Origin of the sequence: Paenibacillus sp. FSL A5-0031 (assembly GCF_001956295.1) — a bacterium.
GTDB lineage: Bacteria > Bacillota > Bacilli > Paenibacillales > Paenibacillaceae > Pristimantibacillus.
The window spans coordinates 70,786-96,369 of sequence record NZ_MRTD01000009.1 but is presented as its reverse complement, the minus strand read 5'-3'; the positions used below and the strand labels follow the sequence as shown (position 1 = coordinate 96,369).

Genomic DNA, 25,584 nt, shown 5'->3' with positions numbered 1-25,584 from the left:
AATGGGGAGCTTCATAATCGACATGGTTGTTATTTTTCATGAAATTTTTTAGCTGTACTCGCTTCTATGGACAAGCACTCGGCAGCACGATTCAGCAGAAGCTCGCGCTCGCGAGCGTTGCGTGTCAACGAAGCAGCACGCTCAAACTCTATGCGCGCCTCATCCATACGGCCCAATTTAACCAGAAGATCACCGCGGACGCTCGGCAGCAAATGATAGTCTTTTAACGATGCTGCGGACGTGAGCTCATCTACAATTTGCAGGCCGAACGCAGGACCGAAAGCCATTGCTATCGCCACCGCCCGATTTAATTCTACGATAGGGGACGGCATAACGCGCGACAATGCTTCATATAAAGCGGCAATACGCGCCCAATCGGTCTCCGATGCCATCCGAGCTTTAGCATGGCACGCCGTAATCGCAGCTTGAAGCGCGTAAGGACCAAGCGGACGGCCGAGCTTTTGCGCTCGCTCAAGGGCAGTTAAGCCTCGGCGGATGAGCAGCTGATCCCATAAACCGCGGTTTTGATCCATCAGAAGAATCGGTTCACCCGCACCATTTACCCGTGTTTTGAAGCGTGACGATTGGATTTCCATTAAAGCAACCAAACCATGCACTTCAGGCTCACCGGGTGCAATCTCCGCAAGGATACGCCCTAGCCTTAGCGCCTCCTGGCAGAGCAGCGGTCGAAACCAGCTGCCGCCGGAAGTTGCCGTATACCCCTCATTAAACATTAAATAGATCACTTCGAGTACAGTAGTGAGCCGTTCCTTGAGCTCATCTCCTACAGGAACCTCGAAACCAACTCGCAAGCTGCTTAACGTACGTTTCGCTCGAACAATCCGCTGTGCAATAGTCGACTCTGCTACAAGATAAGCATGTGCGATTTCATCCGTGGTAAGCCCTCCGAGCAAGCGCAGCGTCAAAGCTACTCTCGCCTCCTGAGATAGAGCAGGATGACATGTTGTGAAAATCAAGCGAAGGAGATCATCCCCAACCTCTCCGTCCATCCCAATATGAATATCTTCCTCGGTATATAAGACAGCTCCCCGTCCAAACTCTTCATATTTCTGGTCGCGCAGCTTGCTCCTCCTAATCATATCAATCGCTCGACGTTTCGCTGCAGTCATAAGCCATGCTCCTGGATTATCCGGAATTCCGCTTTCCGGCCACTTCTCTAGGGCAATAATAAGCGCATCCTGTGCAAGGTCTTCCGCAAGGCCGACGTCGCGAACCATCCGCGCCAGCCCGGCTATAAGCTTGGCTGATTCAATACGCCAGATCGCATCAATTGTACGATGGACTGCAGACTGGCTCACGATTTTTTAGGCCTCTCCATCTGTTCTCGAAGCGCGGCTTCCATAGCCAGCGTTTCCGGGTTTTGTGACAAATCCATCGCATCAAGCACCTGCCGCAGCTCAATTTCACCCTCGCCATTACCATGGGGATCTGGCATCCTCATCGCCCATTCAATGGCTTCTTCCCTAGAATTCACTTCAATAAGCGTATACCCCGCTATAATTTCTTTGGCCTCAGTGAATGGACCGTCTATTACTTTCGGTTTTTCACCGGGATTTGGATAAGAAATCCGTATGCCGTTCGAGCTTGCTTGGAGCCCGTCTGCTGCGAGCAGCACGCCAGCCTTAGCCAATTCTTCATTGTAACGAAGCATCGCTTCGAGAAGCTCCTGACTTGGCATAACTCCTGCCTCGGAATCTTTCGTGCTCTTGACGATCATCATAAATCGCATATGTATTCCCTCCTGGTTTTATAATAGAGTCTCTATTATTGTTTTTACTCAGCTAAATATTTCGTCCTTATTTAAACGACGAATACCATTGTTCAAATTCGACTTAGCGAGTTAAAATGATGTCTATTAATTGCTCATGTTGTCCCGCTCCAGTTCATATCCGTTATTTATTCTTCATCTACAAATAAAACTCCTTTATGAAGCAAGCTTTTACGTCATGAAGCAAAATAAAAGCCTCTATGTCCGCTGCTTCTGCAAAAGAGAAGGAGCGAGGCAAATAGAGGCTCTCGTATTCGTTAAGTAATTTTATGCTTTTAACAATTAATCACATCAACAGTTCTAGTGGATGCTTTGCTTTTCATCTCACTTAAATTAATGGCTTTATTTCACGCAGCATCTCGCCTGCAAATGCCGCTAAAAGCTCACGATCAAACGTTTGTTTCCCTGTAACTCCGGCGTACTCGTCTAGGCACTTTCCAATCAAGTCCCGATACTCTTTTGGAAGAGCTTTGACGCCCCATTCTCCTCCTTCTTTTTTGGACGATATATTCCCTTCTCTCAGGTAGAACAGCACTCTACACAGGTTCAAGGTAACATACATCGGTTGATCCATAATGTCTTCCGAAGCCCCTTTAATATCATAATAAATGGACGCTAGAAAATACGTTTTATCGATAGGCTCATACAACTCATTAAGCGGCTTGCCATATAAGGTAATTCCGCGATAATAAGCGACAACCAGCTGCGATGCAAAATCATGATCCTCGTACCCGCCACAAACATAGTTTTCATCTGAGCGATATCTCTCCTTGTGGAAGTCAGAATAATGCATTTCACAGGGCGTAGGATAGACGAAGGAACTCAGGTGCGATTCCAGAACCACACTAAACTCCATGCCTCTAGCATTTGGCATTTCATCATCCAGCGCTAGCACCAACCTAGCCATCCTCTTTTTGTTTTCCTCGGTCAGACTCTCTTTGATCGCAACGATAAAATCGATATCGCTTCTTTGGGGATGAAAGCACCCCATAGCGAGTGAACCGTGTAAATAAATGCCCGACAAATTGTCGCCGAGCTCCCCTTTAAACAAAGAAACGATTTTATTCAAGTACAGCTGCATGCTTTTGCCTCCCCCAACTCATCTGTCCGCATTATTAAATCTAAACATCATTTTATGACCGTCAAATGTCATGCCAACCGCTTCTTCAAAATGGTTTTTTGTGTAGCTTGATACTGTTTTTCTCCAAAATTTTTGTCCTGTTATATTTTGCTCCATCGGGTTTGTAAAGAGCTCCCACTGGCCTTTGAACATCTCAAATACTTGCGTCGCGGCCTTTTGTGCAACACCTTTCCCTCTGAATGGCTGCAATAGAAAGAAATCATTCACAAAATAATCGACCCCTTTTGCACAATGAGGAGGTGTAGCAATAAGCATAAAGCCCGCAGGAATGTCATCGACCCTTATTAGGAAAGGGTACAAACAGTCAGGCTTTTCCCACCAAATATTCTGAACGTCATATTGCTCCGTTAATGTTCTACAATCGTTACTATCCTCGAATATACCATGGCTGTTCGGCATATGTCCGTAATGCCCAGATAGATCGTGCAAATAAAGAGGATATACATTTTTTATGATATAAGATTCTTCTTGAGCAGCCAGCTTTACTTCAATTTTCATCATCTATCCCACTCTCAATCTTTAATTTCAAAAGAAGATATATTTCAAACTTATACCAGCATGCGGCTACAAGCAAGGTACAGTTTGATTGTAACTAAACTACACGTTTTTTCGGCGCAGCCTGCTCTAGAAACAAAAAAAGGTTCAGCAAAGACTAAAATCGTCTTCACTGAACCGGAACAAAATAAATTTAGAGCTGTACGGTTGCTTTCGTTTCACTTGCCTTAATAATAGCATCTAAAATCTCTTGATTGCGGTAGCCATCCATAAAGCCAGCAATGCCATCCGGAATGCTTCCCTCAAGCAATGCCCTAAAATCAGCATACTGCGTCACTTTACAACTTGCAGGAACTTCGACAACCACTCTCGCAAGCTGGCCAGGAGCTTCCTCACGAATCCAAATCAACTCATTCGGATTTAACGTTGAAGCATGAAGCGTACCTAAATCTCCATATATGGATACTTCGTGCTGATTGCCCGATCCAATCGCATTGCGAGTCGTTTGGAAGACGCCCATAATACCGCCTTCCATACGAGCCTGGAAGCTTGCAAAGTCATCCACCTCGATGGTAACCATATTGCCGCTCGCTGGATCTTGCCGCTGCGGAATAATGGTATGCAGCTGTGCCGACAGCTCTTCGAATTCCCCAAATAGAAAACGCGCCATATCGATCATATGCGAGCCCAAATCGCCAAGCGTCCCCGTGCCGGTAATATCTTTGTTAAAACGCCAGATATAAGGGACATTATTTGGCGCTGCGCCCCATCCCTGCAAATATTGGACACTAAAGCTGCGAACCGATCCGATTTCACCCTCGCGCACAAGCTGCCGTACGTAACGGAATGCAGGTGTATAGCGGTAGGTGAACGCCATCATTGCTGGAATCGGCTGCTGTTCATACAACTGGAGCAATGACTCAGCTTCCTCAAACATGCGGGTAAAAGGTTTCTCCGCCATGAATGGCTTTCGTGCTTGCAGGCAAGCCCGGATAATGTCCGCATGGACGTTGTTCGGCGTAACGGACACTACGGCATCCACATCCGCATCCTCAATCAGATGGTTGTAGTCCAAGTAACGCTTGCCCTCAGCAACATCAAGCTGATCACCCACCTTGGCTAACGCTTCTTCATACACATCGCTTACCGCAATAATGTCAAAGCGGCCTTCCGCTCTCATCCACCGAATATGCTCCTGAGCCATTCCGCCCAAACCAATCAAGCCGATACGAAATTTTCTCATATTTCGGTTACCTCTCTCGAGTGAGGCTTGGATTTAATAGGCTCCAGCGGAGCTGCATTGCCATAAACAGGCTCAGCCGTTTGACTTGGCACTGCCCATCGCACGCCGTTCTCGATTACCTTCTGAATTTCTTTATTGTAATAGGTCGGATAGGTCTCATGCCCTGGACGAAAGTAAAAGACCTTCCCTTGTCCGCGGTGGTAAGTAACGCCGCTGCGGAACACTTCGCCGCCTTCAAACCAAGAAACAAACACCAGCTGGTCTGGAGTCGGAATATTAAAATGCTCACCGTACATCTCTTCCTGCTGCAGCTCGATGTATTCGCCAAGGCCTGAAGCAATTGGATGAGCCGGGTCTATGACCCAAATCCGCTCCTTTTCATCCGCCTCGCGCCATTTCAACTGTCCTGTCGGTGTGCCAAGCAGCTTGCTGAAAATTTTCGAAGCATGCCCTGAATGCAGAACGATAAGCCCCATTCCCTTCAGCACCCGCTGATACACCTTGTCAACGATACTGTCCTCGACCTCATGATGCGCCAAATGCCCCCACCAAATTAATACATCCGTCTGATTTAAAACCTGCTCCGTTAGTCCATGCTCCGGCTCATCGAGCGTAGCTGTTCCGACTTCAAAGCCTGCTTTCGTCAGGAAGTCTGCAATTGCGCCATGAATGCCGTTCGGATAAATGCCACCTACAACCGGATTGTTTTTCTCATGACGATTTTCATTCCATACCGTTACTCTCACCATTACGTACGAGCTCCTTTACAACAGTTACTTAACACTTGTGTAGCGTTTGTAGGCATCACTGCGAATCTCAACCAATCGTTCAAGTCCCATGCCGTTCAGCTGTTTAATATACGCGTCCCACTCTTGATCGATGTTTCCTTTTATAATCCATTTTGCACGGTTCGTTTTGACGTAGCTGTCAATATCCGTAGTAAGCGTTGGAAGTTCTTTGAATTCATCTACGTTGTACATAACATTTGGGAATGGCGTCGTTACATATTCACTTACAAGCTTGTCGATTGCAAGCTTCAGCCCGTCGCCTGTCGTTTCATCCAAAATAATATTTTTCTCAAAGCTTGGGCTTACATATTTTGGACCAAAATCACGGACCGATTGATCCCAGTACCAAGCATCCGCGCTTGTGCCTTCTGGAGGATTCATCAGCGCATAGCTGCCATCGCCTTTTTTATCAATAACGGTACCGATTGCGCCCCAGAAGTTTTGAATACTTGCTTCATTCGTGTAGAACTGATCTGCCCAGCGCGCAGCGACTTCTGGATTTTCACTGAATGTCGTAATCAGCATTTCATTGCGTCTTAAGCTTAATCCAACCGGATCGCCGGTTTGATAACGTTTGCCATCTGGACCTGCAATGGACGGAATAGCTGCATATTCATCCTTCCACTTTCCGAAGACAGCATCCGGTATCCATTGATTCGAGAAGCCGATCATAGCCGCATCTGGATTTTGCTGTTTAGCAGAAGACATGGTATTGTCCTGGGTGAACAGCTCCTGATCGATCAACCCTTCTGAATACAATTTATGCGTCCATTTCAGCGCTTCTTTATATTCGTTCGAAGTCGGATAGAAAACGGGCTCGCCGTCCTTAAGCATCATGCTGTTGCCGTTCAAATCTGTTATGCCAAATGGATTTAGAAAATCCATGCTAATATCTACCGAGCCGCTAAAAGGAATTTCATCCGCTTTCCCGTTTTGGTTCGGGTCCTTTTCTTTGAATGCTTTGAACACATTGTACAAATCTTCAATATTATTAGGAACTTCAAGGCCGAGACGATCGAGCCACGCTTTATTGATTACAGGCTGCATCGTCGATAGAGGACGTGATGGCAGCCTAGCAGGCAAAGAGTAAATTTTGCCGTCTGGGAATGTGCTGATTTGCTTCAGCTCTGGCGTTTCGTCCATTGCCGCTTTCAAGTTCGGCATATATTTATCGATGTAATCATCGAGCGGGCGGAAGTAACTTAAGTTGTTGACGATATCGGAATCCGAGAAGGCATTGTCTCCAAAAATAATATCAGGAAGCTTGCCGCTCGCCAGCATGATCGATTTTTGCTCGCCCCAGTCATTGGAGGACATGACCTGCCAGTTTATTTTAACGTTCGTTGCTTTTTCAAGGTCCTGCAGCCATTTATTATTTTTGAATGTATCTCCCATATTGCCCCAGCGCACAGTCAACACATCCAGTGTGATTGGCGCCGTTACGATCGGCAGCCCTTCTGAGCTGAATTCGGAGCCTGCTTGGGCAGGTTCCTTCTCCGTTTTGCCAGAAGCGCAGCCTATAAGACTGATTAACATGCTTAAGCTTAGAACTAGTGCAATGAACAATTTTTTCTTCATTTGAAAGTTCCCCCTAGTACTTATTGTGAATGGCAAATGGCTAAATTACTTCACAGCGCCAATCATCACCCCCTGATTGAAATACTTTTGAACAAAAGGGTACATACACATGATTGGAAGCGTCGAGACGATAATAACGGAATAGCGCATTAGGTTCGCTAAGCGCAGGGCAATAAGCGCCGCTTCGCCTGTTCCCATGCTTGACTGCATTTGGTTCGTAATTAATATGTTTCTAAGCACAAGCTGCAAAGGATACAAATCCTGATCCTTTAAATAAATGAGTGCATTAAAATAGGAGTTCCAGTAACCAACCGCCGTCCATAATGCCAAAACAGACAAAATGGCTTTTGACAGCGGCAGCACGATTTGCACATAATACTTCAGGTTGCCGCAGCCATCAAGCTGCGCGGCTTCCCACAAATCGCCAGGTATGCTCGACTGGAAAAACGTACGCGCCACAATGATATTAAACACGGCAACAGAGAAAGGCAGTACCATAACTAAAAAAGTGTCATACAAATGAAAATCGCGGATCGTCAAAAATGTAGGAATGAGACCGCCATTAAAAAACATCGTGAATATAAAAAATATATTGATGCTCTTGCGGCCTACAAGATCTTTTCTGGAAAGCGCATAGGCTGCCGAAACATTGATCGCCAAGCTAATGATCGTCCCTATTACGGTATACAGGAGCGTATTTCGGTAGCCGATCCATATGTTTGAATGATTCAATAATTCCTTATAACCATCGAGCGTAAAGCCTTTTGGCAGAACCCACATTTGACCGTTAGCGACGGCGGCGGGATCACTAAATGATGCGATGACGATAAAATAAATCGGATAAACGATTAGGATCAGCATCACAATCGCAAACAAATAGAGCAACCATTCCATGGCGTCGAAGGAACGCCTTTTTTGTTTATGCAAAGCCGGTTGTGCTGCGGTTTCCATTGTGCCCATCCGTATCCTTCCTTTCTGTTACCACAGGCTGTTTTCGCTGTATTTTTTGGCTGCCTGATTAACTAGAATTAGCAAAATAAAGCTAATGATCGTATTAAACAGGTTGATCGCCGAGGAGAAGCTGTACTGGCTGCTCAGCATCCCGATTTTATATACATAGGTTGCAATAACCTCGCTGGAGGAAATGTTCAAATTATTTTGCATCAAATAAACCTTTTCAAATCCGACACCTAGCAGTCCGCCAATTCGAAGGATCAGCAATGTGATGGCCGTCGGGAGAAGCATCGGAATATCAATGAAACGTATTCTTTGCCAGCGGCTTGCCCCATCCACCTTCGCTGCTTCATAAAGGCTTGGATCAACAGCGGATAATGCCGCAATGAAGATAATGCTGTCCCAGCCAGCGTGCTGCCAAACATCCGTCCATACATAAACGCTGGTAAACCATTCCGCTGAGCCCATCAAGTTAGGAGCTTCAGCCCCAAACAAACGAAAGATATTGCCCATTAGCCCGGTGCTCGGTGAGGATAATATGAGGATCAGGCCCACCATAACGACGGTTGAAATAAAATGCGGCATATAGGTCACTGTCTGAAACACTTGCTTAAACCGGTTCACTCGCATTTGATTGATCATCAGCGCGAGCATAATCGGTATTGGAAAAGTAGCTATGCTATAGAAGCTAATAATCAACGTGTTTTTAATTGTGCTGGAAAATTGATAGGAGTTGAAAAACTTCTCAAAGTACTTAAACCCTGCCCAAGGACTGTCCATAATTCCGAGAGCGGGACTGTAATCTTTAAAAGCAATCAGCACCCCATACATCGGCTTATAAGAAAAAAGCAGAAGCAGCACAACTGCAGGCAGCAGCAAAACATACAAGCCCCAATTCTTTCTTATCCGGCCAATCGTTTGCTGCATATTCATGTTTAATTGGCTGGTCTTCAATGAAATTCCCCCATCCTTCATTCGTCTCCGTCCATGTTGTTTCGTCACACTCTCTCTTGCCTCTTTATTATAGAGGCTGCTTTGAGAACAATTCGGACTATTCTAAATGACTATTCGGACTTTTCATCCCATTCATCTAATGGTTTGGCAGCAGGATGATAGAAATTAAAAAAAGACTGACACTATCCAGACTTTCTTGCGTTTTTTTCGGACTTTCATGTGAAAACGGGCTAGACCCGCCTCTCATTCTACTGCGTTTGCATTATAATTGGTTTTACTAGCAGACAGAAAGCCCGAAAAGAGAGGAAGCTAATGAGATCTATGACAAAGCGCAAACCCGGCAAATCCTATCCGATTAGGCACTACGTAAAAGTGATGCTCTTGATTTTAGTTTCTGTATTAGTACTGGATTGCATTATTAGCATCGTCGCTATTTCCATGGTCAAGCAGCAAACGACACGGTATTTGCAAAACACCGCGAATATGTACATTAATCAAATCAATCTTGATTTCTCCAATATTAATCAATACATGGGCTGGACGCTCGCAAACGATGAAAACGTAAAAAAGATGAAGCAATTTCGCTCCACCGATAACGAATTTATTAAAGCAAATACAGAGCTGTATAGGCGTTTCTCCGAGCTCCAAAAAAATTACGAGAAAAAGTATAATTTCTTCATCTATTTAGAAGATCAAAAATACTTTTTAAATTCCTCACCAACCAATGTGTTGTACCCCGATTATTTATCATTAAAAAAACAAATCGCAGCCTATGTACAAGATAAAAATTCGCTTGAAACCTATTATTCCAATTGGTCGCTTATCCAGCTGAATGCGAAATATTTTATCATTAATATTGTGCCGTTTCATGAAAGCTACCTGATTTGTCTTATTTCTGCTGATGAACTGATTGGTCCGCTTCAGCAAATGGATCTTGGCGGCAACGGGTTTGTATCCTTAATCGATCATAAAGGCAATGTCATCAATAATCTGTCGACGGATAAGGGCACTGAGGTCCGTAACAACGAACAAAAGAAAACGCTGCTAGGCATGATCCAGACCACAACAACCGTCAGTAAACCATTTGCAAACGCAACCTTTGGCGTGAAAATGTTCATCAAATTTGGCGCGTTTGAGAAAATTATGATTGCCCAGCTGCTCATTATGCTCCTTGCTGCAATTGTTGCCTGTGCCCTATGCGGCATCATGGTGTATTTCAATATTTTGATTTTAAGGCCGCTCAAAAACTTTTCATTCAGCTTGACGCAGTTTAATGAAGACAGCAAACCGCTCGATCTCAAGATGAACAAAATTGTTGAGCTGGAATATGCCAATAAGCTGTTCAAAAACCTGCTGGAGCAAATTCGAATTTTCAAAATCGATATTTATGAGCATGAAATTGAAAAACAAAAGATTCAGCTCGATTATATGAAATTACAGATCAAGCCTCACTTTTTTTTGAACTGCTTAACCAACATTCACAGCATGGCTCAAATGCAAATGTTCGAGGAAATTCAAAGCATGGCCATTTCAACGTCCAACTATTTTCGTTATATTTTTCAAAATGGGGAAGATTTCGTGAAGCTGGACGATGAGATTGATCATGTTCGCATTTATTTGGAAATTCAAAAACATCGTTACAGAGATGCCTTCTCGTATCATATTCATCAAGGGCAAGATACGGGCAAGATGAGAATTCCGCCGCTTGTGCTTCAGACCTTCATCGAAAATTCAGTGAAATATGCGGTTTCGCGTGTACATGAGGTTCAAATTAGGCTGGATGTTGATGTGGAAAGGGAATCCGAGGAAGAGGTTGCTGTTATTCGTATATCCGATACCGGCCCTGGTTTTGACCCAGATATATTGGAAAGGCTTGAAAGTGGACAGCCGCTTGATCAAGCAGACGGGAATCACATCGGCATCATGAACACAGTACAACGTTTGGAGTACTTATATCACCGCAAGGCTAAAATTCATTTTTCCAATATTGATGCTGGAGGGGCTTGCGTGACGATATACCTTCCTCATCCTACACAAGATGCACCGTGAAAGGAGTAACAACAAATGAACGTACTGCTTGTAGATGACGACTATTTTGTTGTGACCGCACTAGAGAAAAAGGTGAATTGGCAAGCACTATCGATTGATCATGTCTATACTGCTTTTAATATCGCCCACGCGCAGGAGCTGCTTAAGCAGCATCCGATCCACATTTTACTTTGCGACATCGAAATGCCGCAGGGCAGCGGGCTTGAGCTGCTCGCTTGGATTCGTGAAGAGAAATACAATATTCAGACCATATTTCTGACCAATTATGCTGATTTCAACTACGCGCAAAAAGCGATTGAGCTGCAAAGCTTTGATTATTTTCTAAAACCAATTGAATTCGACAAGCTGACGCTAATTATTCAGAAAGCCATCTTCAAAGCCAACGAACAGCAGGGTGTTGCCAAGGCAGTTCAAGAAGGCTACTACTGGCAAAAAAATCAGAAAAACGTACAAGAGCATTTCTGGCGCAAGCTTGTGACGGGGAAAACAACCTATTCTACCCCCTCGAACATTTCTTATTTGATTGCAGAGCAGAATCTCCCTTACGCCTTAACAGACTTAGTACTGCCCGTCCTTATTCATGTATTTCCTCATGAGGAAAGCCTAGAAAAAAAAGACAAGGACCTATTTGATTTTGCGCTTATGAATGTGCTGCATGAGCTGTTCCAGAACAAGCGCTTTACAGTCGAATCGATATTGGAGTTCAAGGAGTCCAATTGGATGGCGATACTGAAATGGAAGGACATTCCCGACAGCGGAATCATTGAAAGCATCTGTGCTACCTTCATTCAAAGAGCAAGTACTTTTCTCAAATGTGATGCAAGCTGCAATATAGCAAGCACCGGAAAACTGGAGGCCATCCATCACGTCATGAAGGAACTGCTTAGCATGAATGAGAAGATCATTAAATATCGAAATCAAACCTTTTTGCTGGAGCATTTCAATCAGCAAGAAACTTCTTATATACCGCCTAACTTAACGCTTTTGGAGCAGCTGCTGGAGCAAAATAAACCAAGCTCCTTCCTTGCGGAAACGAGCTCATATTTGCACAATATCACCCAAAAGCAAATGCTGAATGCTTCTGTGCTGAGTTTGTTCCGGCTGGATATCGTTCAGCTTGTTTATGCGTATCTCAAGAGCAAAGAAATTCAAGCACATAAAATGTATACGGGAAGAACCAACGACCAAATGTTTATGCAATCGTTGAACTCCATAGAGGATATGGAAAACTATCTTCAATATCTAGTGAATACGGCGACAGAGTACCGGAATTTCACGGAGCAGCCCAAGTCCGTCGTAGAAGAAATCAAGCAGCATATTCACAGCCATTGCGGAGATGAGCTGTCCAGAACGAGCCTGGCGGAAACCGTCTATCTTAATCCTGATTATTTGGCTCGATTGTTTAAGAAAGAAACAGGCATTTCATTAGGGAATTATATCATTCAAGTGCGTATCAAGGCAGCCAAGCATTTGCTCGAAACCACACAGTTATCGGTCAATACCATTGCCAGCAAAACCGGGTATACGAACTACTCTTATTTTACCAAACTGTTCAAGCAGGAGATCGGCTGTACGCCTAATGAGTTTAGGAAAATGCAAAATGAAAATAGATCTACAAAATAGAAAAAAATAAATCTAAAATATAGATCTATTTTCGCCAAAGGAGTTTTACTCGCAAAAATAGATCTAGATAATAGATTTATCAGCGCAAACTATCCAACAAGAGCTTTATATCATTAAAGTGGCAGATACACTCATGTTAAGAAACTTTGAATCTTCTCAAGCAGCCTATTCCATTCGATAGGCTTAGTATCAAAATCATCGCATCCCGCTTCAAAGGCTTTATCCCGATCACTTGCCATCGCATGGGCGGTCAAGGCGATAATCGGAATATGATTGGTCCCCTCAGCTGCCTTCAGTTCCCTTGTAGCGTCCCAGCCGTCAATGACGGGCAAGCTCATATCCATCAAGATGAGATTAGGCGACTCCGACTTTGCCATCTCTATCCCTTGCAGGCCATCGGATGCCATGACCACTTGATAACCTTTGCGGATCAAGCGGCGCGACAGCATATCCCGGTTCATCTCGTTGTCTTCAACCAACAAAATTTTATGCATGTTCTCCCCCCTCTGCGAGCGAGAGCGCAATCAAATGGCGTACCTCATGCAAGAGAGCCTTGCGATCCAGATGCCCCTTTTGCACAATGTTCTCTACGCAGCCATTAAGCCTCCGTCGATCTTCTTCCGTTATGCTCTTTGCTGTCACAACGACAACCGGGATTGATCGCCATTCCTCGTGCTCACGCATCGCCGCAACAAACTCAAATCCATCCATTTCCGGCATCATAAGATCTAATAAAATTAAATGAGGCGCTTCCTCTTGCATCCGCTGCAGTGCGTGATGCCCATTGCCTGCCCTTGTCACGCGGTAGCCTTCCCGCTTCAGCAGCTTTGTCATCATGTCACTTGTCACCGCATCGTCTTCGATGACCAGCACAGAATGCGACTGGCGCTCAGGTATATACTTATCTAATGTAGAGATCAATCGCTCCCGATAAATCGGCTTGGTTAGAAACTCCGACGCGCCAAGCGCATAAGCCAAATGCTGCTCATCCATCATGGAAATCATTACAACAGGAATATGCGCAAGCTCAGAATCATTCTTGAGTGCTGCCAGTACGTTCCAACCATCCATTCCGGGCATGAGCACATCAAGCGCAATGACAGCTGGCTTCAGCGTCTTCGCTAAGCGGACACCCTCTTGCCCTGATGGGGCGAGCTGTACGTTCCACTCCTCATTCCCCAAATAATACTGCATTAGCCGAAGCATAGCTGGATCATCGTCGATGACGAGAATCGTTCTAGCCCCTTCCATGGGGAAGCTTTCATCACTATGTATTAAAGCGCTTAGTTGTTCAGAATCTGCATTCTCCAGCAGAGGAAGCCAGATCGTGAATGTAGTACCCTCGCCTACTATGCTGCTCGCGCTAATGTTGCCTCCCATCATATAGCATAGGCTTTGGCTAATAGCGAGCCCCAAGCCGGTACCACCATATTTTTTCGTTGTCGACGAGTCCGCTTGTTTAAACGCTTGGAAAATTTGATCCATCTGCTCCGCAGTCATCCCGATTCCTGTATCTTGTACCCGGAATACAATGCCAGGCAGTCCCGCCTCACTCTCAAATTCCACTTGCAGCGTTACTGTTCCATCCTTTGTAAACTTGCTTGCGTTGCTGAGCAAATTAAATAGGATTTGACGGAGCTTTGTTATGTCAGTTTTAATCGAGCCTTCCGTACATTCTACCTTGATCTGGTTCTTATTCACTTCCATTAGCGGATGTACGGTCGTTACAATGTCATGAATAATGCTCGGAACATCACATTGCTCCAAGTATAGTTCCATTTTGCCCGCTTCAATTTTGGACAGATCGAGTATATCGTTTATGAGTGTGAGCAAATGCCTGCCGGCATTATTAATCTTGTTAAGGTCTTCGGCAAAAGCAGGTTCGCCCATCTCTTCCATGTCTTCCTTCAGCATTTCACTATAACCGATAATTGCGTTCAGAGGAGTCCGCAATTCATGGCTCATGCTCGCAAGAAATTGGCTTTTGATCTGACTGGCTTCCACTGCTTCATCGCGAGCTTTGGACAGCTCAAGCGTCCGTTCTTTCACAAGCTCCTCCAGCTGATCATTTAATTGCCTCAGCTCTTGGTTAACATAATAGATCTCACGAGTTTTTTCCTCGGCAATCTTCTCGGCTGCTTGGCGAGCCTTTTTCTCCCGCTCAAGCTGCCTGCGGACTACATCAATATCATTCATGGCATGGTTCACCCCACTTGGGTTAATTCAAAACGGGCAGACGTTCCATCTGCCAAATCAATTCTTTTCACATCTATTGCTTCTCCATAGTGCGCCACGCAGCCTAAAATAAGTCCTTCAGCCAAATCAGCGAACGGCCGTGAGGAGTTGTACGTCATAATCAAAGTACCTGGTATAGAAGTGTCATATTGAAACGCTGGAAGCTCCGCTCCAGGATAAAGCTTGCGAACTTCTACATGGATATAGCTGTCGACCTTTTGCAAAAACTCAAAAACGGTGCTATTCTCCACCATAAAGTCAGGATGCATATCTAACAGCTGGCCAAATAAATATTCGCCAAATGTTCGAATGAGGTCCGGCATAGGGATCTGGGTTCGAGCGTTAAGCTCCACGATCAATTTAATCATCTCATGGTGGTCATATGTGCCAACCGTTGTATAGCTTCCTCCTGAAGGCAGCTCCGCGGCTTCAATAATTTCATCTACCAGCTTTAGGGAAAACTTGTTTTCTACCATTTCCAAAAAAGATGTGAAAACCATTCCTTTCACAACTGAACACCCTCTCGTTCTCTCTCATCTTCACTGCTGCTTTCTATTACGCGCAAAAAGGCCTCTACGACCTTAGGATCAAAATGGACTCCGCTCTGAAGCTTGATTTCAGCAATGGCTTCCTCTTGTGTCCATGCCCGTTTGTACGGACGCTCATGCGTCAGGGCATCGTAGAAATCAGCGATCGCCACGATTCTGCCGGCAAGTGGAATATCTTCTCCGCTAAGCCCATTCGGATAACCTGTCCCATTCCATTTCTCATGATGTGACAGCGCGATGCTTTTGGCTAATTGCAGAACCGGGAACTGGCTACCCTCCAAAATGCTGGCGCCAATTTCCGTGTGCAGCTTCATCTTATCGAATTCCTCCGGCAAGAACCTTCCCGGCTTCAGCAGAATGCTGTCTGAAATTCCGATTTTTCCGATATCATGCAAAGGTGCTGCCCGTCTAATAAGAGCTGCTTCCTCTGCCGACAACCCTAAATCAGTTGCAAGTCTTCCAGCCATATCACCCACTCGCTGCGTATGCTGCCCAGTCTCATCATCACGATATTCCGCTGTACGCCCCAGTACGTTCAAAATTTCATTTTTGGCCTGTTCGATTTCTTTCGTGCGTTCGCGAACCCGCTGCTCCAAATTGTAGTTTTGCTCTTGAAGCTTCAGATGGTAATATCTTGTCTTCAAAAAGTTTTGAATGCGCAGGACAACTTCCATCCGATCAAAAGGTTTTGTAATAAAATCGTTGGCGCCTTCATGCAGCACCCGCGTTCTAGCCTCAGGTGTCACATCCGCTGTTAGGACAAGAACCGGCAAATATTCGCCTTCTTGCTTCCATTTCCTTAAATGCTGCAGCGCCGATAATCCATCCATAACAGGCATATGTAAATCTAACAAAATAATATCGGGCTGATTGGCCCGGTATAGCGTCTCTAGCTGCGTTGCATCTGTGGTCGTGAACAAATTCGTATAACCCGCTCGTGACAATATACGCTCTAGGAGACTGATATTATATTCCTGATCATCTACAATCAGAAACTTTGCGGATTTCATCCATAGCTCATCCATAATTTATCCTCATTTGTTCTTTTGGTTATTAGATAATCTTTCCATACTTGCTATCATTATAGATCATCATTCGACATTAATCGAGAGAGTTCTTGCTAGGCTTTTTATTTCGAAAACAGGATAAGGAAGGGAATTTCTCATATTTTGTCGAAATGTAACCATTGCCATAATGAACCGAGTAGGAGTTGGTTAGCAAATGAATCATGCTCATGGAACATACGATATCGTATTGGTCATCTTTTCATATCTTGTAGCGGTCGTTGCCTCTTATACGGTGCTTGATTTGGTCGGACGAATAAGTACTACGCATAATAGAAAACGATGGTTATGGCTCCTATTTGGCGCTTGCGCTATGGGTATGGGCATTTGGTCGATGCATTTTGTTGGAATGCTCGCCTTTTCGCTGCCCGTTCCCATTGCATATCATATGCCAACCGTTGTTCTCTCGGTTATTGTAGCTATAGTAGCGTCTTTTTTGGCCCTTCATATCGTCGGTAGAAACCAGCTTTCGCTGCCTCAATTGCTGAGCGGGGGGATATTGCTGGCAAGCGGTATAGTAACGATGCATTACATCGGCATGGAAGCTATGATGATTGAGATCACCTACGATCCTATTTATTTCTCGTTATCTATTATTATTGCTGTTGTGGCCTCAGTTGCAGCCTTGTGGCTTTCATTTTATTTTCGTAAAAGCAATGAGAACAAGCGCGGACATATGTGGAAGAAGCTCGGTAGTGGATTGTTAATGGGAGCTGCAGTCGTTGGCATGCATTATATCGGCATGATGGCTGCGCATTTTGATATAGACAATATTCATATGCACAGTGCTGAATCTGGGATGATTCTGAATCAACAGTGGCTCGCTTATATTATTTCCGGAGGAACGCTATTTACATTAGGCATGTCGCTAATCGGTATCTATATTTCCAATAAGTTCTCTGTTAAAGACTCTGAAATACAAGATAAGTCGGATGAGATTCTAAAAATAAACCATGAATTGCGGCAGCTCAACGAACACTTGGAGCAGATGGTTAAGGAGCGGACAGCGCAGCTGGAGAAGGCGCATGATGAAGCGATTAAAGCCAATCGAATCAAGAGTCAATTTCTTGCCAATATGAGCCATGAGCTTCGGACACCGCTAAACGCCATCATTGGCTATAGTGAGATGCTGATCGAGGAGGCAGAGGAGCTTGGTGAGCAGACGTTTGTAGAGGATTTAGGCAAAATCGGCAAAAGCGGAAGGCATCTGCTCTCCCTCATTAACGATATTTTGGACATTTCAAAAATTGAAGAAGGCAAGATGGAAATCCATGAAGAGATGTTTCAGGTTCATGATTTAATCCAAGATGTCATTACAACCATAAAACCGCTTATTGAAAGTAATGGCAACCAGCTGCAGACTCACTATGTACGAGGTGAAATGACGGCTGATGTTACAAAGCTGCGCCAAATTCTATTAAATTTGCTTAGCAATGCTAGTAAATTCACCCATAATGGAGCTATTCAGTTTAATGTCTATGAAGAAGATAAGGAAGGAAAACCAGGCTTTAGCTTTCTTATCAAAGATTCCGGCATCGGCATGAGCCCTGAGCAGCTAGACAAATTATTTCAGCCGTTCACCCAAGCCGATGCTTCCACCACTCGCAAATACGGCGGTACTGGGCTTGGGCTTGCCATAAGCAGCCGATTCTGTACCGTAATGGGCGGACATATTTCCGTTGAGAGCGAGCCCGGGGTGGGAAGCATCTTCATTTGCTGGATTCCAATCTCGCGAGCCTAGAATTCGTGAAAGCTCTAATAACGGCTTTAAGTAAAATTCAAATATAAAAGAAGCGCCGGGTTCTCTTTATGAGACTTTTCCGGCGCTTCTTTTTGAATACTTTTCTTGAAATATTGCATGTAACTATAAAGATAGACTGTCTATTCTTTATTTCTCATTACTTTCGAATGCTTTAAGAACAGCGTCTATTGCATAGCTGTTAGCAAGCGGAGACATGCCTAGGCTAAACCATTCTTTGCCGCCCATCATGTATACCTGATTGTTTTGAACTGCCTTCATGTTTTTCCATAATGCGCTGTTCAACATATCTTTGTACGATTGTTGGATGACTTCATTATTCTCGTCGTCCAGCTGTACGATAAGATGGTCAGGATTGTATTCTGGCAATTTCTCAAGCGATATAGAGAGAGATTGCTCCGCCTGAGGAAAGTTCGCAATCGGCTTAAGCCCCAGCGTCTTGTGAATAAAGCTTCCGCGATCAATATTTTCGCCGTACAAGACAACTGCCTTGGGCATAATCATCATGTACATAACGGTTTCGTCACCAACGAGAGTATCAAGCTTTGCTTTGGCTGCTGCTTCCTGATCAACTAAGTCTTGAATGACTTTATCCGCGACATCCTCCTTGTTCAGTACTTTTCCAATATCCTTCAGTTCATCACGCCAGTCATCACGCTGCGGCAGCAACACCGTTGGTGCAATCTTGGTTAGCTGATCATAGTCTTTATCCGACCACCATGCTGGTGCGATAATAAGATCAGGCTCGGCTGCTAATATCATCTCAAAATCTGGTGTTTCGGCAATGCCCATTTTTTGCACATCTTTGAAGGCTTCTTGCAGGTATGAAGGGAAATCGGCATGATAATTTTGCACCGCGATCGGAGTAACCCCTAATGCTTGTAGAAATTCCGGATAAACAACAGAAAGCCCAATGACCTTGCTCGGATTGGACGGAATCGTAATTTCGCCCTTCTCACTTGCTACGACACGAACATTATTCGATGGTGTTTCTGTTTCTGCATTTTTCACCGTTCCTTTTGTTGACTCATTATACCCTGAACAAGCGACCATAAGTACCATCAACACCACGGCCAAAACGATGAAAGAACCTATTTTTGAATATTTCATTTTTTCTATACTCCCCCTGAGCGCTCGATGTTCATTGATTCTCATTTGAAAATGAGAATCAGTATCACTTCTAGCAGTATAAATGAAATACGTCTATACGCCTATCGACGATCTCGCCAACATTTTATGCACGATTACGCCAAAGCTTTAACACTTCGTCCAAGATTAGCTCCTGCGTGAACGCCGTGTATTCTGTCCAAGGGTAGGGTGGAAGATAATCGATTCGATTGTTTCTAATTGGCCGCATCTTCCCCCAAAACGCTGATTGCTTGAGGTCCTGCCAGGCTGCCTGCGACTGAGCATCTTCATCCACGATAAGCAGCAATCTGTCCGCATCTGTCTGCGCAAGCTCCTCTTGTGTCAAGTGTTGATCATTAATATCCCTATTTACCTCCCTTGCAGGCAGCATATGAAGATCATCATAAAACACCTCGCCAAGACTCCGATTTGCCAGTACGCTAATATTTTTTTGGGAAATTCTCACAATAAGCAGACGCTCATTATACAATATGTTTTTGGTTTGCTCCCGAACTGCTGCCGCCTTCCTTTCATACCGATCCAGCCACACCTCTGCTTCTGCTGTTTTACCTAGCTTTTCTGCGATTAATCGCATATGCATGCGCCAATCGTGTTCCCACGGCAAGAAATAAGTTGATGTTATCCCATTAAGCGTCTTCTGCATATCCAAGCTCGTGAAACTCTCTAGCCCAACGATAAAGTCAGGGCTCATGCTTCTGATCTGTTCTATTTTCACAACATCATCTTTCGCAAGGGACAACACCGAACTTGTATCATATTTCCTTCGGTAATATTCGACCCAAGGATGATCCTCGGGAGCCGCATGAGGAGTAATGTTAAGCGCGAGAAGAATGCCAATCATATTTGCGTGGAACGCCACGATCTTTTGCCTCGCGTTTCTCATAAACGCCGCTGGGGGAGTACCTGTTATTTGCTTAAATTTGCGGCGGAAATAAACCTCATCCTGATAACCTACATAACTGGATATATCCTTGAGCTGATAATCATGGTGAGGCCTCATCAATTCTTGAGCTTGTCCAATTCGATATCTAGACAAATACTCGATAGCACTGCAGCCATATCTTTGCTTAAACAGTCTAATAAAATGCCGAGAGCTGACTCCAGCTTCCTTCGCTAACTGCTCGATGGTAAGGTCCTCCCGATAATGCTGCTCGATGTACGTTTTAGCACGTTCCAAATCCGCTTCAGAGTTATTGTCCAGTAAGCGCCGGCCATCTCTCAACAGACTATATACCAGTTCATAAAATTCGATTTGCCCGCGCAGCCGCTGTATATCATTATCGCTTCGCATAGACTTCGCCATCGCTTCGCAGAGTGCACTTATGACGATCATCGAGGATATAACGACTTCTCCAGTGATCGGAAACCTCATATTTCGGCCAAGTGGATAGTTATGTTCTTGTTTTGCGGGCAATTGAGGCTGCTCAAATACATCGAAGCGCACAATGTATAGCCCTCGCTCTCCTAAATCCTTCATTGATGCCTCAACGAGCTGGCCAGGCGTGCATACATAGGCACTGCCTGCCCGAAGTTCGTAATATCGACCATCTACAGTAATCCATCCCTTGCCTGATGCTGCGATGAGCAGCATATGCGACTCGATGAATTGCATTCGAAGAGACCAATTGCTAGTCAGACTATTGTTTTTTTCGACTGCTCTAAGCTTGAACCATATGCCCTCTAGCTGCTTATAATCACTCTTTTGCTGGTCATCGTACATACCGCTCATCACCTGCATCTCGTATTTATTTGCTCTCTATAGTATTGCGGAATAAATAAAGAACGCAACCCTTCTGGAAACACCAGATGCTGCGTTCATTTAATTTACAGATATTAAAGGAAGAGCAATAGCTCTCTAGCTTTCCTTCGCTGCTTCTACTTATCCTGTGTCAATAATTGAACAGCTTCCTTTATTTGAACTTCAATATCATGAGGCGTGTAGCCTAACCAAGTGTCCATGCTAATATCGTAAATATGTTTATCTTTAACGGCCGTGAGATTTTTCCACAACGAGCTTCGCTTAATTTCGTCCAAACGCTTAGTTGTATCCTCTCCCTCAAGCAAAGTCAGAAACACATAGTCAGCATCGTAATCCGGAAGCACCTCCAATGAGATCGGAACTGCCCACAAATTCGGATCCTTCTCTATTTCCTTCTGAACGAGAGCAGGCGGAGTAAGTCCAAGCGCTTTATAAAGCGTAAAGCCCATATTGCGAACGCCGTAAACGTAAAATTGTTTCGGGTCCACTCTATAAATAGCAAAAGTTTTGCCCTCGCCAATTTTACCGATAATTTCATCTTTTGCTGTTTTCATTTTCTCATCGAAATCCGTTTTCCATGCTGCTGCTTCCTGCTTACGATTCAGAATATCTCCTATAACCTCAACGTGGCCGAATACATCGTAATCCATCCATGGAACAACAACCGTTGGAGCTATTTTAGTAAGCTTGTCATAAACGTCCTTCTCAATGTCACCAGCAATAATCAAGTCAGGCTGCAATGACACGATTTTCTCGTAGTTTATTTGATCTGCGCTTCCAACGTCTTCTATACCTTTAAAGTCCGCATCCGTTGTTTCAAGCAAATGGCTTGAAGCTCCGATTGGTTTAAGTCCTACTTTAAGCATATGGCTGGCATATTGGAGTGTAACGACTTTCTCCGGGTTGACCGGGATCTTCGTTTCTCCAAAGAAATGTTTATAAACCCGCGTTTCGGTCGTACTTTCATTAGATGCCTTCTCATTCTGTGAAACTGCGTCGTTCTGCTCAAGGTTTGACGTTGCTTGTGGATTCGTTTCTGCCTTCCCGCATGCCGCTAATGCTAATACAAATAAAAGCATACTCATGCATATGAATACGTTTTTCTTCAAGATGATATCCCCCAGTAATGTTTATCTATATTTTTGAACGCAGCTAAGCTTACTTTTCCCCAGTAATACTGGTCTAAAAGTTCTCATCCGCCCCTTTTATTGATAAAGATTATCATTATTAATTAGAAGCGTCAATGAAATATATTGGGTATATTTCCGCGCTGTTTTATAACCCTATTAACATTTGGGACTCCCTTCCTTTTATGTATACACATAGCCATCTGTACGATATATTGTGGAGAATATTAAATGTCCCGATTGACTGTTATCAAGTGTTATATAGATTAGAAAGCACCATTCGCGAAGGGAGGAGATTTCATCGAAGACCAGACCATTGAGCAGTTCATCGTACGGGTGCAAAAAGGCGATTCGAGTTACTATGTCGAGGTCGTTCAAAAGTATCAGCAGGCTATCTACCGCTACTGCTTGCGGTTACTTGGGAATCAGCAGGATGCTGAAGATGCAGCCCAAGATATTTTCATAAAAGCGTTCGAGTCTATTATGCAATATAAGAACACGGTCAGTTTCTCTTCATGGTTGTACAAAATTGCCTACCGTCATTGTTTAAACCTATTGCGTAAGCGTAAATACCAGCTTCGTCTGCTGCTTCGATTGTTTACTCCAGAAGTGAAAGCAGAAAGTCCAGAACAAACGTTGGACAACCGATTATTCAGCCCGCAATTAATGTATGCACTGACTGCGTTATCTCCAGAGGATCGATCTATGCTCATTCTTCGCATTTTTGAAGAACGAACTTTCGAGGAACTGGGTGATATTATGGGATGCAAACCGGAGGCTGCCAAAAAAAGAGTAAGCAGAATGAAAGAAAAGGTTAGAAAAAAAATGGCGGAATGGCAGGAGGAGCTAAAATGGGACGAGAACAATCAGACGATCCATATAAAAACTTAAGGCAGCATTCCATATCCGATCAACAGATCAATACTATTAATTTATCAGACGCTGTAATGAACCATATTTCTGCTTCGCAATCAGACGCAAAGGCCCGAAGCTACAACCTAGCAAAGCCATTTCCAATATACGTCACTATTCTATTCATCGTGCTTCTAACATCTGCATCCGTATATGCTGCAAGTGAGCTGATTCAAATTCGTGATCGTGCGGGAGATGTCAAAATTAAATCCATTGTGCTAGAGTCAGAATCGAAAATTGTACCTTATACGCTTCAAAATGACCCTCCGCTTCCAACTTATAGAGATCGCGTACTGGAATTGGTTAAGCCCGGACAAATGCTCGCCTATTATGTTAGGAATGATAGTTCGCCTCTAACTATACAGTACCTCCACAACACAAATACGAACACTTCTTACAACGATTTCAATGTACTTCTCGCTCGAACTTCCGCGCCTGTCATTAAGGAGCCAGTAAACTTGCCAGATGGGTTCACGTTCAAGTACGGCAGCGTTATGCCGCTCATTCCGAATGAACATGACGCTTCCCTTTCTGAAGAACACGCTAGATTGCTTGCGTTGTTCAAACAAAGGGCTGCGGCGGAGCCGGATCAGAATTTATTCATCGAGGAGGTAAACTGGACAAAAGCAAATATATCGGAGCTCGAATACACGAAAAACAACATGAGCATTCGAATCCAAGCCATGAAAAACATGATTGGCATGGAGGTTGCTCTCTCCGCTGAATATACACAAGAAACAGTCGATATCAACGGCATAGAAACCATTTTTGCAAGCGGCAGTATACACGGCTTTCAAAGCTATCAAGCGATATGGTATGACGAAGCGCAAAAAACACATTATCAGGTGACAGCATCAGACAATGTAGACCTGACAGAAGAGCAATTTAAGCTCGTCGTGAAAGGCTTGATCTAGGGCTAGAGACAGGGTTAGATAAAGCAAGTGTAATAGCCGTTCTCCCTCCAGTATTCACTGGAAGGCGAGCGGTTTTTTTTCTATTCATTCCACTGAATCGTATGTTTAGATCTTGTATAGAAGCATAGTGTAAAATAACCATTGTTGTATGTATATTGCCATTTAAACTGGTCTTTTTGAGCTAAGTTCTATTAAATACTTCATTTTTTGGCGCTATGCACAAATTGGTAGTCTATGCGAGTTGCATCCGGAGCATTTTGCATACTGTTGAAATGGCTGTTTAGTCCCATTCCACATGTTGGAACATGTCGGATAAAATAGAATCAAGTTGAGAATAAAGGGGAAAACGTGCTTTGAATCAGAAAATTACACGCAGCAATAACCGTCAAAAAGGCAGCTTTGTATCTTTGAAAAAAACGACTCTCATCATCTACTTGGCAATCGTCATTATTCTCATTGGAGTCTGCGGAGTTCTGTACGGCAAATATTTGAGTGCGCTTGATTTCAACCTGCAATCCGCTGTTGCTAATAAGCTAGAGCAATCAAATGAGCAAGCGCTCAATAATGAAACCGCTAACTCGAATTCAAGCAAAAACGAAAATGGCGGGCTTGAAACGATTGTAGACGAGCTTATCCCCGCAGGATCTGTAGACGAGGAAGAAAAACAAGAACCAACTGAAGAAAAGCAGGATACCCATACGGGTTCTAAACCTGTTGAGACTAATAATCCAAATCCACCGGTCAAAGAGACCGTAAAAACACCTGACACTTCTAAGCCCGTTGTGACAGAAAAGCCCGACAAGGTGGAAAAGCCTGTACAAGAACCAAAGGACAGCGACAAGACAACAGGCGCCTCCAATGAGACGATAAAGCTTCCAACTACCTATATCGTTCAAAAAGGCGACACCCTAAGCTCAATATCCGAGAAATTTTATCAATCGAAAGACCACTATGCACTGCTTGCAGAGCATAACCATATTTTGTTTATTAATGATATGAAAGCTGGAGATAAGCTAACTATTCCCGCGTTATCCTCTGGCACTGGATCAACAGGCGGCAGCTCGCAAGGGTCAAAGGATTATTCCAAAATCACCCTGCCAGCAACCTATTTGGTACAGGCTGGCGATACCCTCTCCAGCATATCCAAAATGTTTTATAAATCCGCGGAATATGTAAGTTACATTGCGCAGGAAAACAAAATTGACAAAAACGCCGGATTGAAAGCAGGCAGCAATCTCATCATTCCTTCTCTTAAAAATTATAAGAAAGAGGAAGATGACAACTCATGGGGCGTATCTCCAGGTTTTGAGACAGTAGATCATACCGTTAAAAACGGCGAGACGCTTTACAGTATTTCTAAAACCTATTATGGCTCTAACAAATACGCAATGTTTATTGCCGACTTCAATCAAATCATAGATATTGATAATGTAAAAGCCGGCACGGTATTGAAAATCCCTAAATGATTAGCTAAACGAAAAACGACGCTCTCCTTCGCGAGAG

At 44.1% G+C, this 25,584-nt stretch carries 22 protein-coding genes; 6 read left to right on the top strand and 16 right to left on the bottom strand.

Going from position 1 to position 25,584, the window contains the following annotated elements; all coding sequences use genetic code 11:
* Positions 1 to 29: 29 nt before the first annotated feature.
* The 9 genes from BK120_RS17145 to BK120_RS17105 form a co-directional block, all read right to left on the bottom strand.
* Positions 30 to 1,319 carry an RNA polymerase sigma factor gene (locus BK120_RS17145; RefSeq protein WP_076268720.1) on the bottom strand — a complete coding sequence of 430 codons (1,290 nt, stop codon included), beginning with the start codon at positions 1,317 to 1,319 and terminating at the stop codon, positions 30 to 32.
* Complete coding sequence (locus BK120_RS17140) at positions 1,316 to 1,750, bottom strand: YciI family protein (RefSeq protein WP_076268719.1); 435 nt, start codon at positions 1,748 to 1,750, stop codon at positions 1,316 to 1,318. Before BK120_RS17140 ends, BK120_RS17145 begins: the two co-directional genes overlap by 4 nt.
* A gap of 367 nt (positions 1,751 to 2,117) precedes the next feature.
* Positions 2,118 to 2,870, bottom strand: a complete 753-nt coding sequence (locus BK120_RS17135; protein ID WP_076268718.1) for an aminoglycoside adenylyltransferase domain-containing protein — start codon at positions 2,868 to 2,870, stop codon at positions 2,118 to 2,120.
* A gap of 18 nt (positions 2,871 to 2,888) precedes the next feature.
* Entirely contained in the window at positions 2,889 to 3,431 is a 543-nt protein-coding gene (locus BK120_RS17130; RefSeq protein WP_256710928.1) for a GNAT family N-acetyltransferase, read from the bottom strand.
* A gap of 187 nt (positions 3,432 to 3,618) precedes the next feature.
* A complete protein-coding gene (locus BK120_RS17125; RefSeq protein ID WP_076268717.1) occupies positions 3,619 to 4,668 on the bottom strand; it encodes a Gfo/Idh/MocA family protein in 1,050 nt (349 codons plus the stop codon).
* Positions 4,665 to 5,417 (bottom strand): ThuA domain-containing protein, encoded by a 753-nt coding sequence (locus BK120_RS17120; RefSeq protein WP_076268716.1) that lies wholly within the window; start codon positions 5,415 to 5,417, stop codon positions 4,665 to 4,667. The genes BK120_RS17125 and BK120_RS17120 overlap by 4 nt, the downstream gene beginning before the upstream one ends.
* Before the next feature lie 24 nt (positions 5,418 to 5,441).
* On the bottom strand, positions 5,442 to 7,034 hold the full coding sequence (locus BK120_RS17115; RefSeq protein ID WP_076268715.1) for an extracellular solute-binding protein: 1,593 nt from the start codon (positions 7,032 to 7,034) through the stop codon (positions 5,442 to 5,444).
* Between the two features lie 45 nt (positions 7,035 to 7,079).
* Positions 7,080 to 7,994, bottom strand: coding sequence for a carbohydrate ABC transporter permease (locus BK120_RS17110; protein ID WP_076268714.1), 915 nt, complete (start codon positions 7,992 to 7,994; stop codon positions 7,080 to 7,082).
* Between the two features lie 18 nt (positions 7,995 to 8,012).
* On the bottom strand, positions 8,013 to 8,921 hold the full coding sequence (locus BK120_RS17105; RefSeq protein WP_076268873.1) for an ABC transporter permease: 909 nt from the start codon (positions 8,919 to 8,921) through the stop codon (positions 8,013 to 8,015).
* A gap of 333 nt (positions 8,922 to 9,254) precedes the next feature.
* Here BK120_RS17105 and BK120_RS17100 point away from each other — a divergent pair, with 333 nt between their 5' ends.
* Entirely contained in the window at positions 9,255 to 10,991 is a 1,737-nt protein-coding gene (locus tag BK120_RS17100; protein WP_305953889.1) for a sensor histidine kinase, read from the top strand.
* Positions 10,992 to 11,006: 15 nt separating this feature from the next.
* The gene (locus BK120_RS17095; RefSeq protein WP_076268712.1) at positions 11,007 to 12,614 is read left to right on the top strand and encodes a response regulator transcription factor; all 1,608 of its coding nucleotides are present in this window, start codon (positions 11,007 to 11,009) and stop codon (positions 12,612 to 12,614) included.
* Positions 12,615 to 12,745: 131 nt separating this feature from the next.
* On the opposite strand, the gene BK120_RS17090 is transcribed toward BK120_RS17095, so the two are convergent.
* The 4 genes from BK120_RS17090 to BK120_RS17075 are packed head-to-tail and all read right to left on the bottom strand — an operon-like array spanning position 12,746 to position 16,422.
* Positions 12,746 to 13,108, bottom strand: coding sequence for a response regulator (locus BK120_RS17090; RefSeq protein WP_076268711.1), 363 nt, complete (start codon positions 13,106 to 13,108; stop codon positions 12,746 to 12,748).
* Positions 13,101 to 14,810, bottom strand: coding sequence for a hybrid sensor histidine kinase/response regulator (locus BK120_RS17085; protein ID WP_076268710.1), 1,710 nt, complete (start codon positions 14,808 to 14,810; stop codon positions 13,101 to 13,103). The genes BK120_RS17090 and BK120_RS17085 overlap by 8 nt, the downstream gene beginning before the upstream one ends.
* 8 nt (positions 14,811 to 14,818) lie before the next feature.
* On the bottom strand, positions 14,819 to 15,349 hold the full coding sequence (locus tag BK120_RS17080) for a heme NO-binding domain-containing protein (RefSeq protein ID WP_256710937.1): 531 nt from the start codon (positions 15,347 to 15,349) through the stop codon (positions 14,819 to 14,821).
* A gap of 5 nt (positions 15,350 to 15,354) precedes the next feature.
* Positions 15,355 to 16,422, bottom strand: a complete 1,068-nt coding sequence (locus tag BK120_RS17075) for an HD-GYP domain-containing protein (RefSeq protein WP_076268708.1) — start codon at positions 16,420 to 16,422, stop codon at positions 15,355 to 15,357.
* A gap of 196 nt (positions 16,423 to 16,618) precedes the next feature.
* Between BK120_RS17075 and BK120_RS17070 the strand changes: the two genes are divergently transcribed.
* Positions 16,619 to 18,202 (top strand): sensor histidine kinase, encoded by a 1,584-nt coding sequence (locus BK120_RS17070; RefSeq protein ID WP_076268707.1) that lies wholly within the window; start codon positions 16,619 to 16,621, stop codon positions 18,200 to 18,202.
* 147 nt (positions 18,203 to 18,349) lie between these two features.
* On the opposite strand, the gene BK120_RS17065 is transcribed toward BK120_RS17070, so the two are convergent.
* The 3 genes from BK120_RS17065 to BK120_RS17055 all read right to left on the bottom strand — a co-directional run bounded on the left by BK120_RS17065 (position 18,350) and on the right by BK120_RS17055 (position 22,237).
* Positions 18,350 to 19,330 (bottom strand): ABC transporter substrate-binding protein, encoded by a 981-nt coding sequence (locus tag BK120_RS17065; RefSeq protein ID WP_076268706.1) that lies wholly within the window; start codon positions 19,328 to 19,330, stop codon positions 18,350 to 18,352.
* Between the two features lie 124 nt (positions 19,331 to 19,454).
* The gene (locus BK120_RS17060) at positions 19,455 to 21,098 is read right to left on the bottom strand and encodes a helix-turn-helix domain-containing protein (protein WP_179089818.1); all 1,644 of its coding nucleotides are present in this window, start codon (positions 21,096 to 21,098) and stop codon (positions 19,455 to 19,457) included.
* 146 nt (positions 21,099 to 21,244) lie between these two features.
* Entirely contained in the window at positions 21,245 to 22,237 is a 993-nt protein-coding gene (locus BK120_RS17055) for an ABC transporter substrate-binding protein (protein ID WP_083682100.1), read from the bottom strand.
* A gap of 318 nt (positions 22,238 to 22,555) precedes the next feature.
* On the opposite strand from BK120_RS17055, the gene BK120_RS17050 reads away from it, so the two are divergent.
* From BK120_RS17050 to BK120_RS17040, 3 genes are all read left to right on the top strand, one after another.
* On the top strand, positions 22,556 to 23,146 hold the full coding sequence (locus tag BK120_RS17050) for an RNA polymerase sigma factor (protein ID WP_076268704.1): 591 nt from the start codon (positions 22,556 to 22,558) through the stop codon (positions 23,144 to 23,146).
* Positions 23,107 to 24,081 (top strand): hypothetical protein, encoded by a 975-nt coding sequence (locus BK120_RS17045; RefSeq protein ID WP_076268703.1) that lies wholly within the window; start codon positions 23,107 to 23,109, stop codon positions 24,079 to 24,081. The genes BK120_RS17050 and BK120_RS17045 overlap by 40 nt, the downstream gene beginning before the upstream one ends.
* Positions 24,082 to 24,434: 353 nt before the next feature.
* Positions 24,435 to 25,547, top strand: coding sequence for a LysM peptidoglycan-binding domain-containing protein (locus tag BK120_RS17040; RefSeq protein WP_076268702.1), 1,113 nt, complete (start codon positions 24,435 to 24,437; stop codon positions 25,545 to 25,547).
* The last annotated feature ends 37 nt before the right edge of the window (positions 25,548 to 25,584 follow it).

Bases quoted from the DNA above. Each gene is read 5' to 3' on its own strand.
- BK120_RS17060 (WP_179089818.1), bottom strand. From the start codon at position 21,098: ATGAGCGGTATGTACGATGACCAGCAAAAGAGTGATTATAAGCAGCTA.
- BK120_RS17080 (WP_256710937.1), bottom strand. From the start codon at position 15,349: ATGGTTTTCACATCTTTTTTGGAAATGGTAGAAAACAAGTTTTCCCTA.
- BK120_RS17085 (WP_076268710.1), bottom strand. From the start codon at position 14,810: ATGAATGATATTGATGTAGTCCGCAGGCAGCTTGAGCGGGAGAAAAAG.
- BK120_RS17045 (WP_076268703.1), top strand. From the start codon at position 23,107: ATGGGACGAGAACAATCAGACGATCCATATAAAAACTTAAGGCAGCAT.
- BK120_RS17100 (WP_305953889.1), top strand. From the start codon at position 9,255: ATGAGATCTATGACAAAGCGCAAACCCGGCAAATCCTATCCGATTAGG.
- BK120_RS17135 (WP_076268718.1), bottom strand. From the start codon at position 2,870: ATGCAGCTGTACTTGAATAAAATCGTTTCTTTGTTTAAAGGGGAGCTC.
- BK120_RS17065 (WP_076268706.1), bottom strand. From the start codon at position 19,330: ATGAAATATTCAAAAATAGGTTCTTTCATCGTTTTGGCCGTGGTGTTG.
- BK120_RS17090 (WP_076268711.1), bottom strand. From the start codon at position 13,108: ATGCATAAAATTTTGTTGGTTGAAGACAACGAGATGAACCGGGATATG.
- BK120_RS17105 (WP_076268873.1), bottom strand. From the start codon at position 8,921: ATGAATATGCAGCAAACGATTGGCCGGATAAGAAAGAATTGGGGCTTG.
- BK120_RS17110 (WP_076268714.1), bottom strand. From the start codon at position 7,994: ATGGGCACAATGGAAACCGCAGCACAACCGGCTTTGCATAAACAAAAA.
- BK120_RS17140 (WP_076268719.1), bottom strand. From the start codon at position 1,750: ATGCGATTTATGATGATCGTCAAGAGCACGAAAGATTCCGAGGCAGGA.
- BK120_RS17115 (WP_076268715.1), bottom strand. From the start codon at position 7,034: ATGAAGAAAAAATTGTTCATTGCACTAGTTCTAAGCTTAAGCATGTTA.
- BK120_RS17075 (WP_076268708.1), bottom strand. From the start codon at position 16,422: ATGGATGAGCTATGGATGAAATCCGCAAAGTTTCTGATTGTAGATGAT.
- BK120_RS17095 (WP_076268712.1), top strand. From the start codon at position 11,007: ATGAACGTACTGCTTGTAGATGACGACTATTTTGTTGTGACCGCACTA.
- BK120_RS17125 (WP_076268717.1), bottom strand. From the start codon at position 4,668: ATGAGAAAATTTCGTATCGGCTTGATTGGTTTGGGCGGAATGGCTCAG.
- BK120_RS17070 (WP_076268707.1), top strand. From the start codon at position 16,619: ATGAATCATGCTCATGGAACATACGATATCGTATTGGTCATCTTTTCA.
- BK120_RS17130 (WP_256710928.1), bottom strand. From the start codon at position 3,431: ATGATGAAAATTGAAGTAAAGCTGGCTGCTCAAGAAGAATCTTATATC.
- BK120_RS17120 (WP_076268716.1), bottom strand. From the start codon at position 5,417: ATGGTGAGAGTAACGGTATGGAATGAAAATCGTCATGAGAAAAACAAT.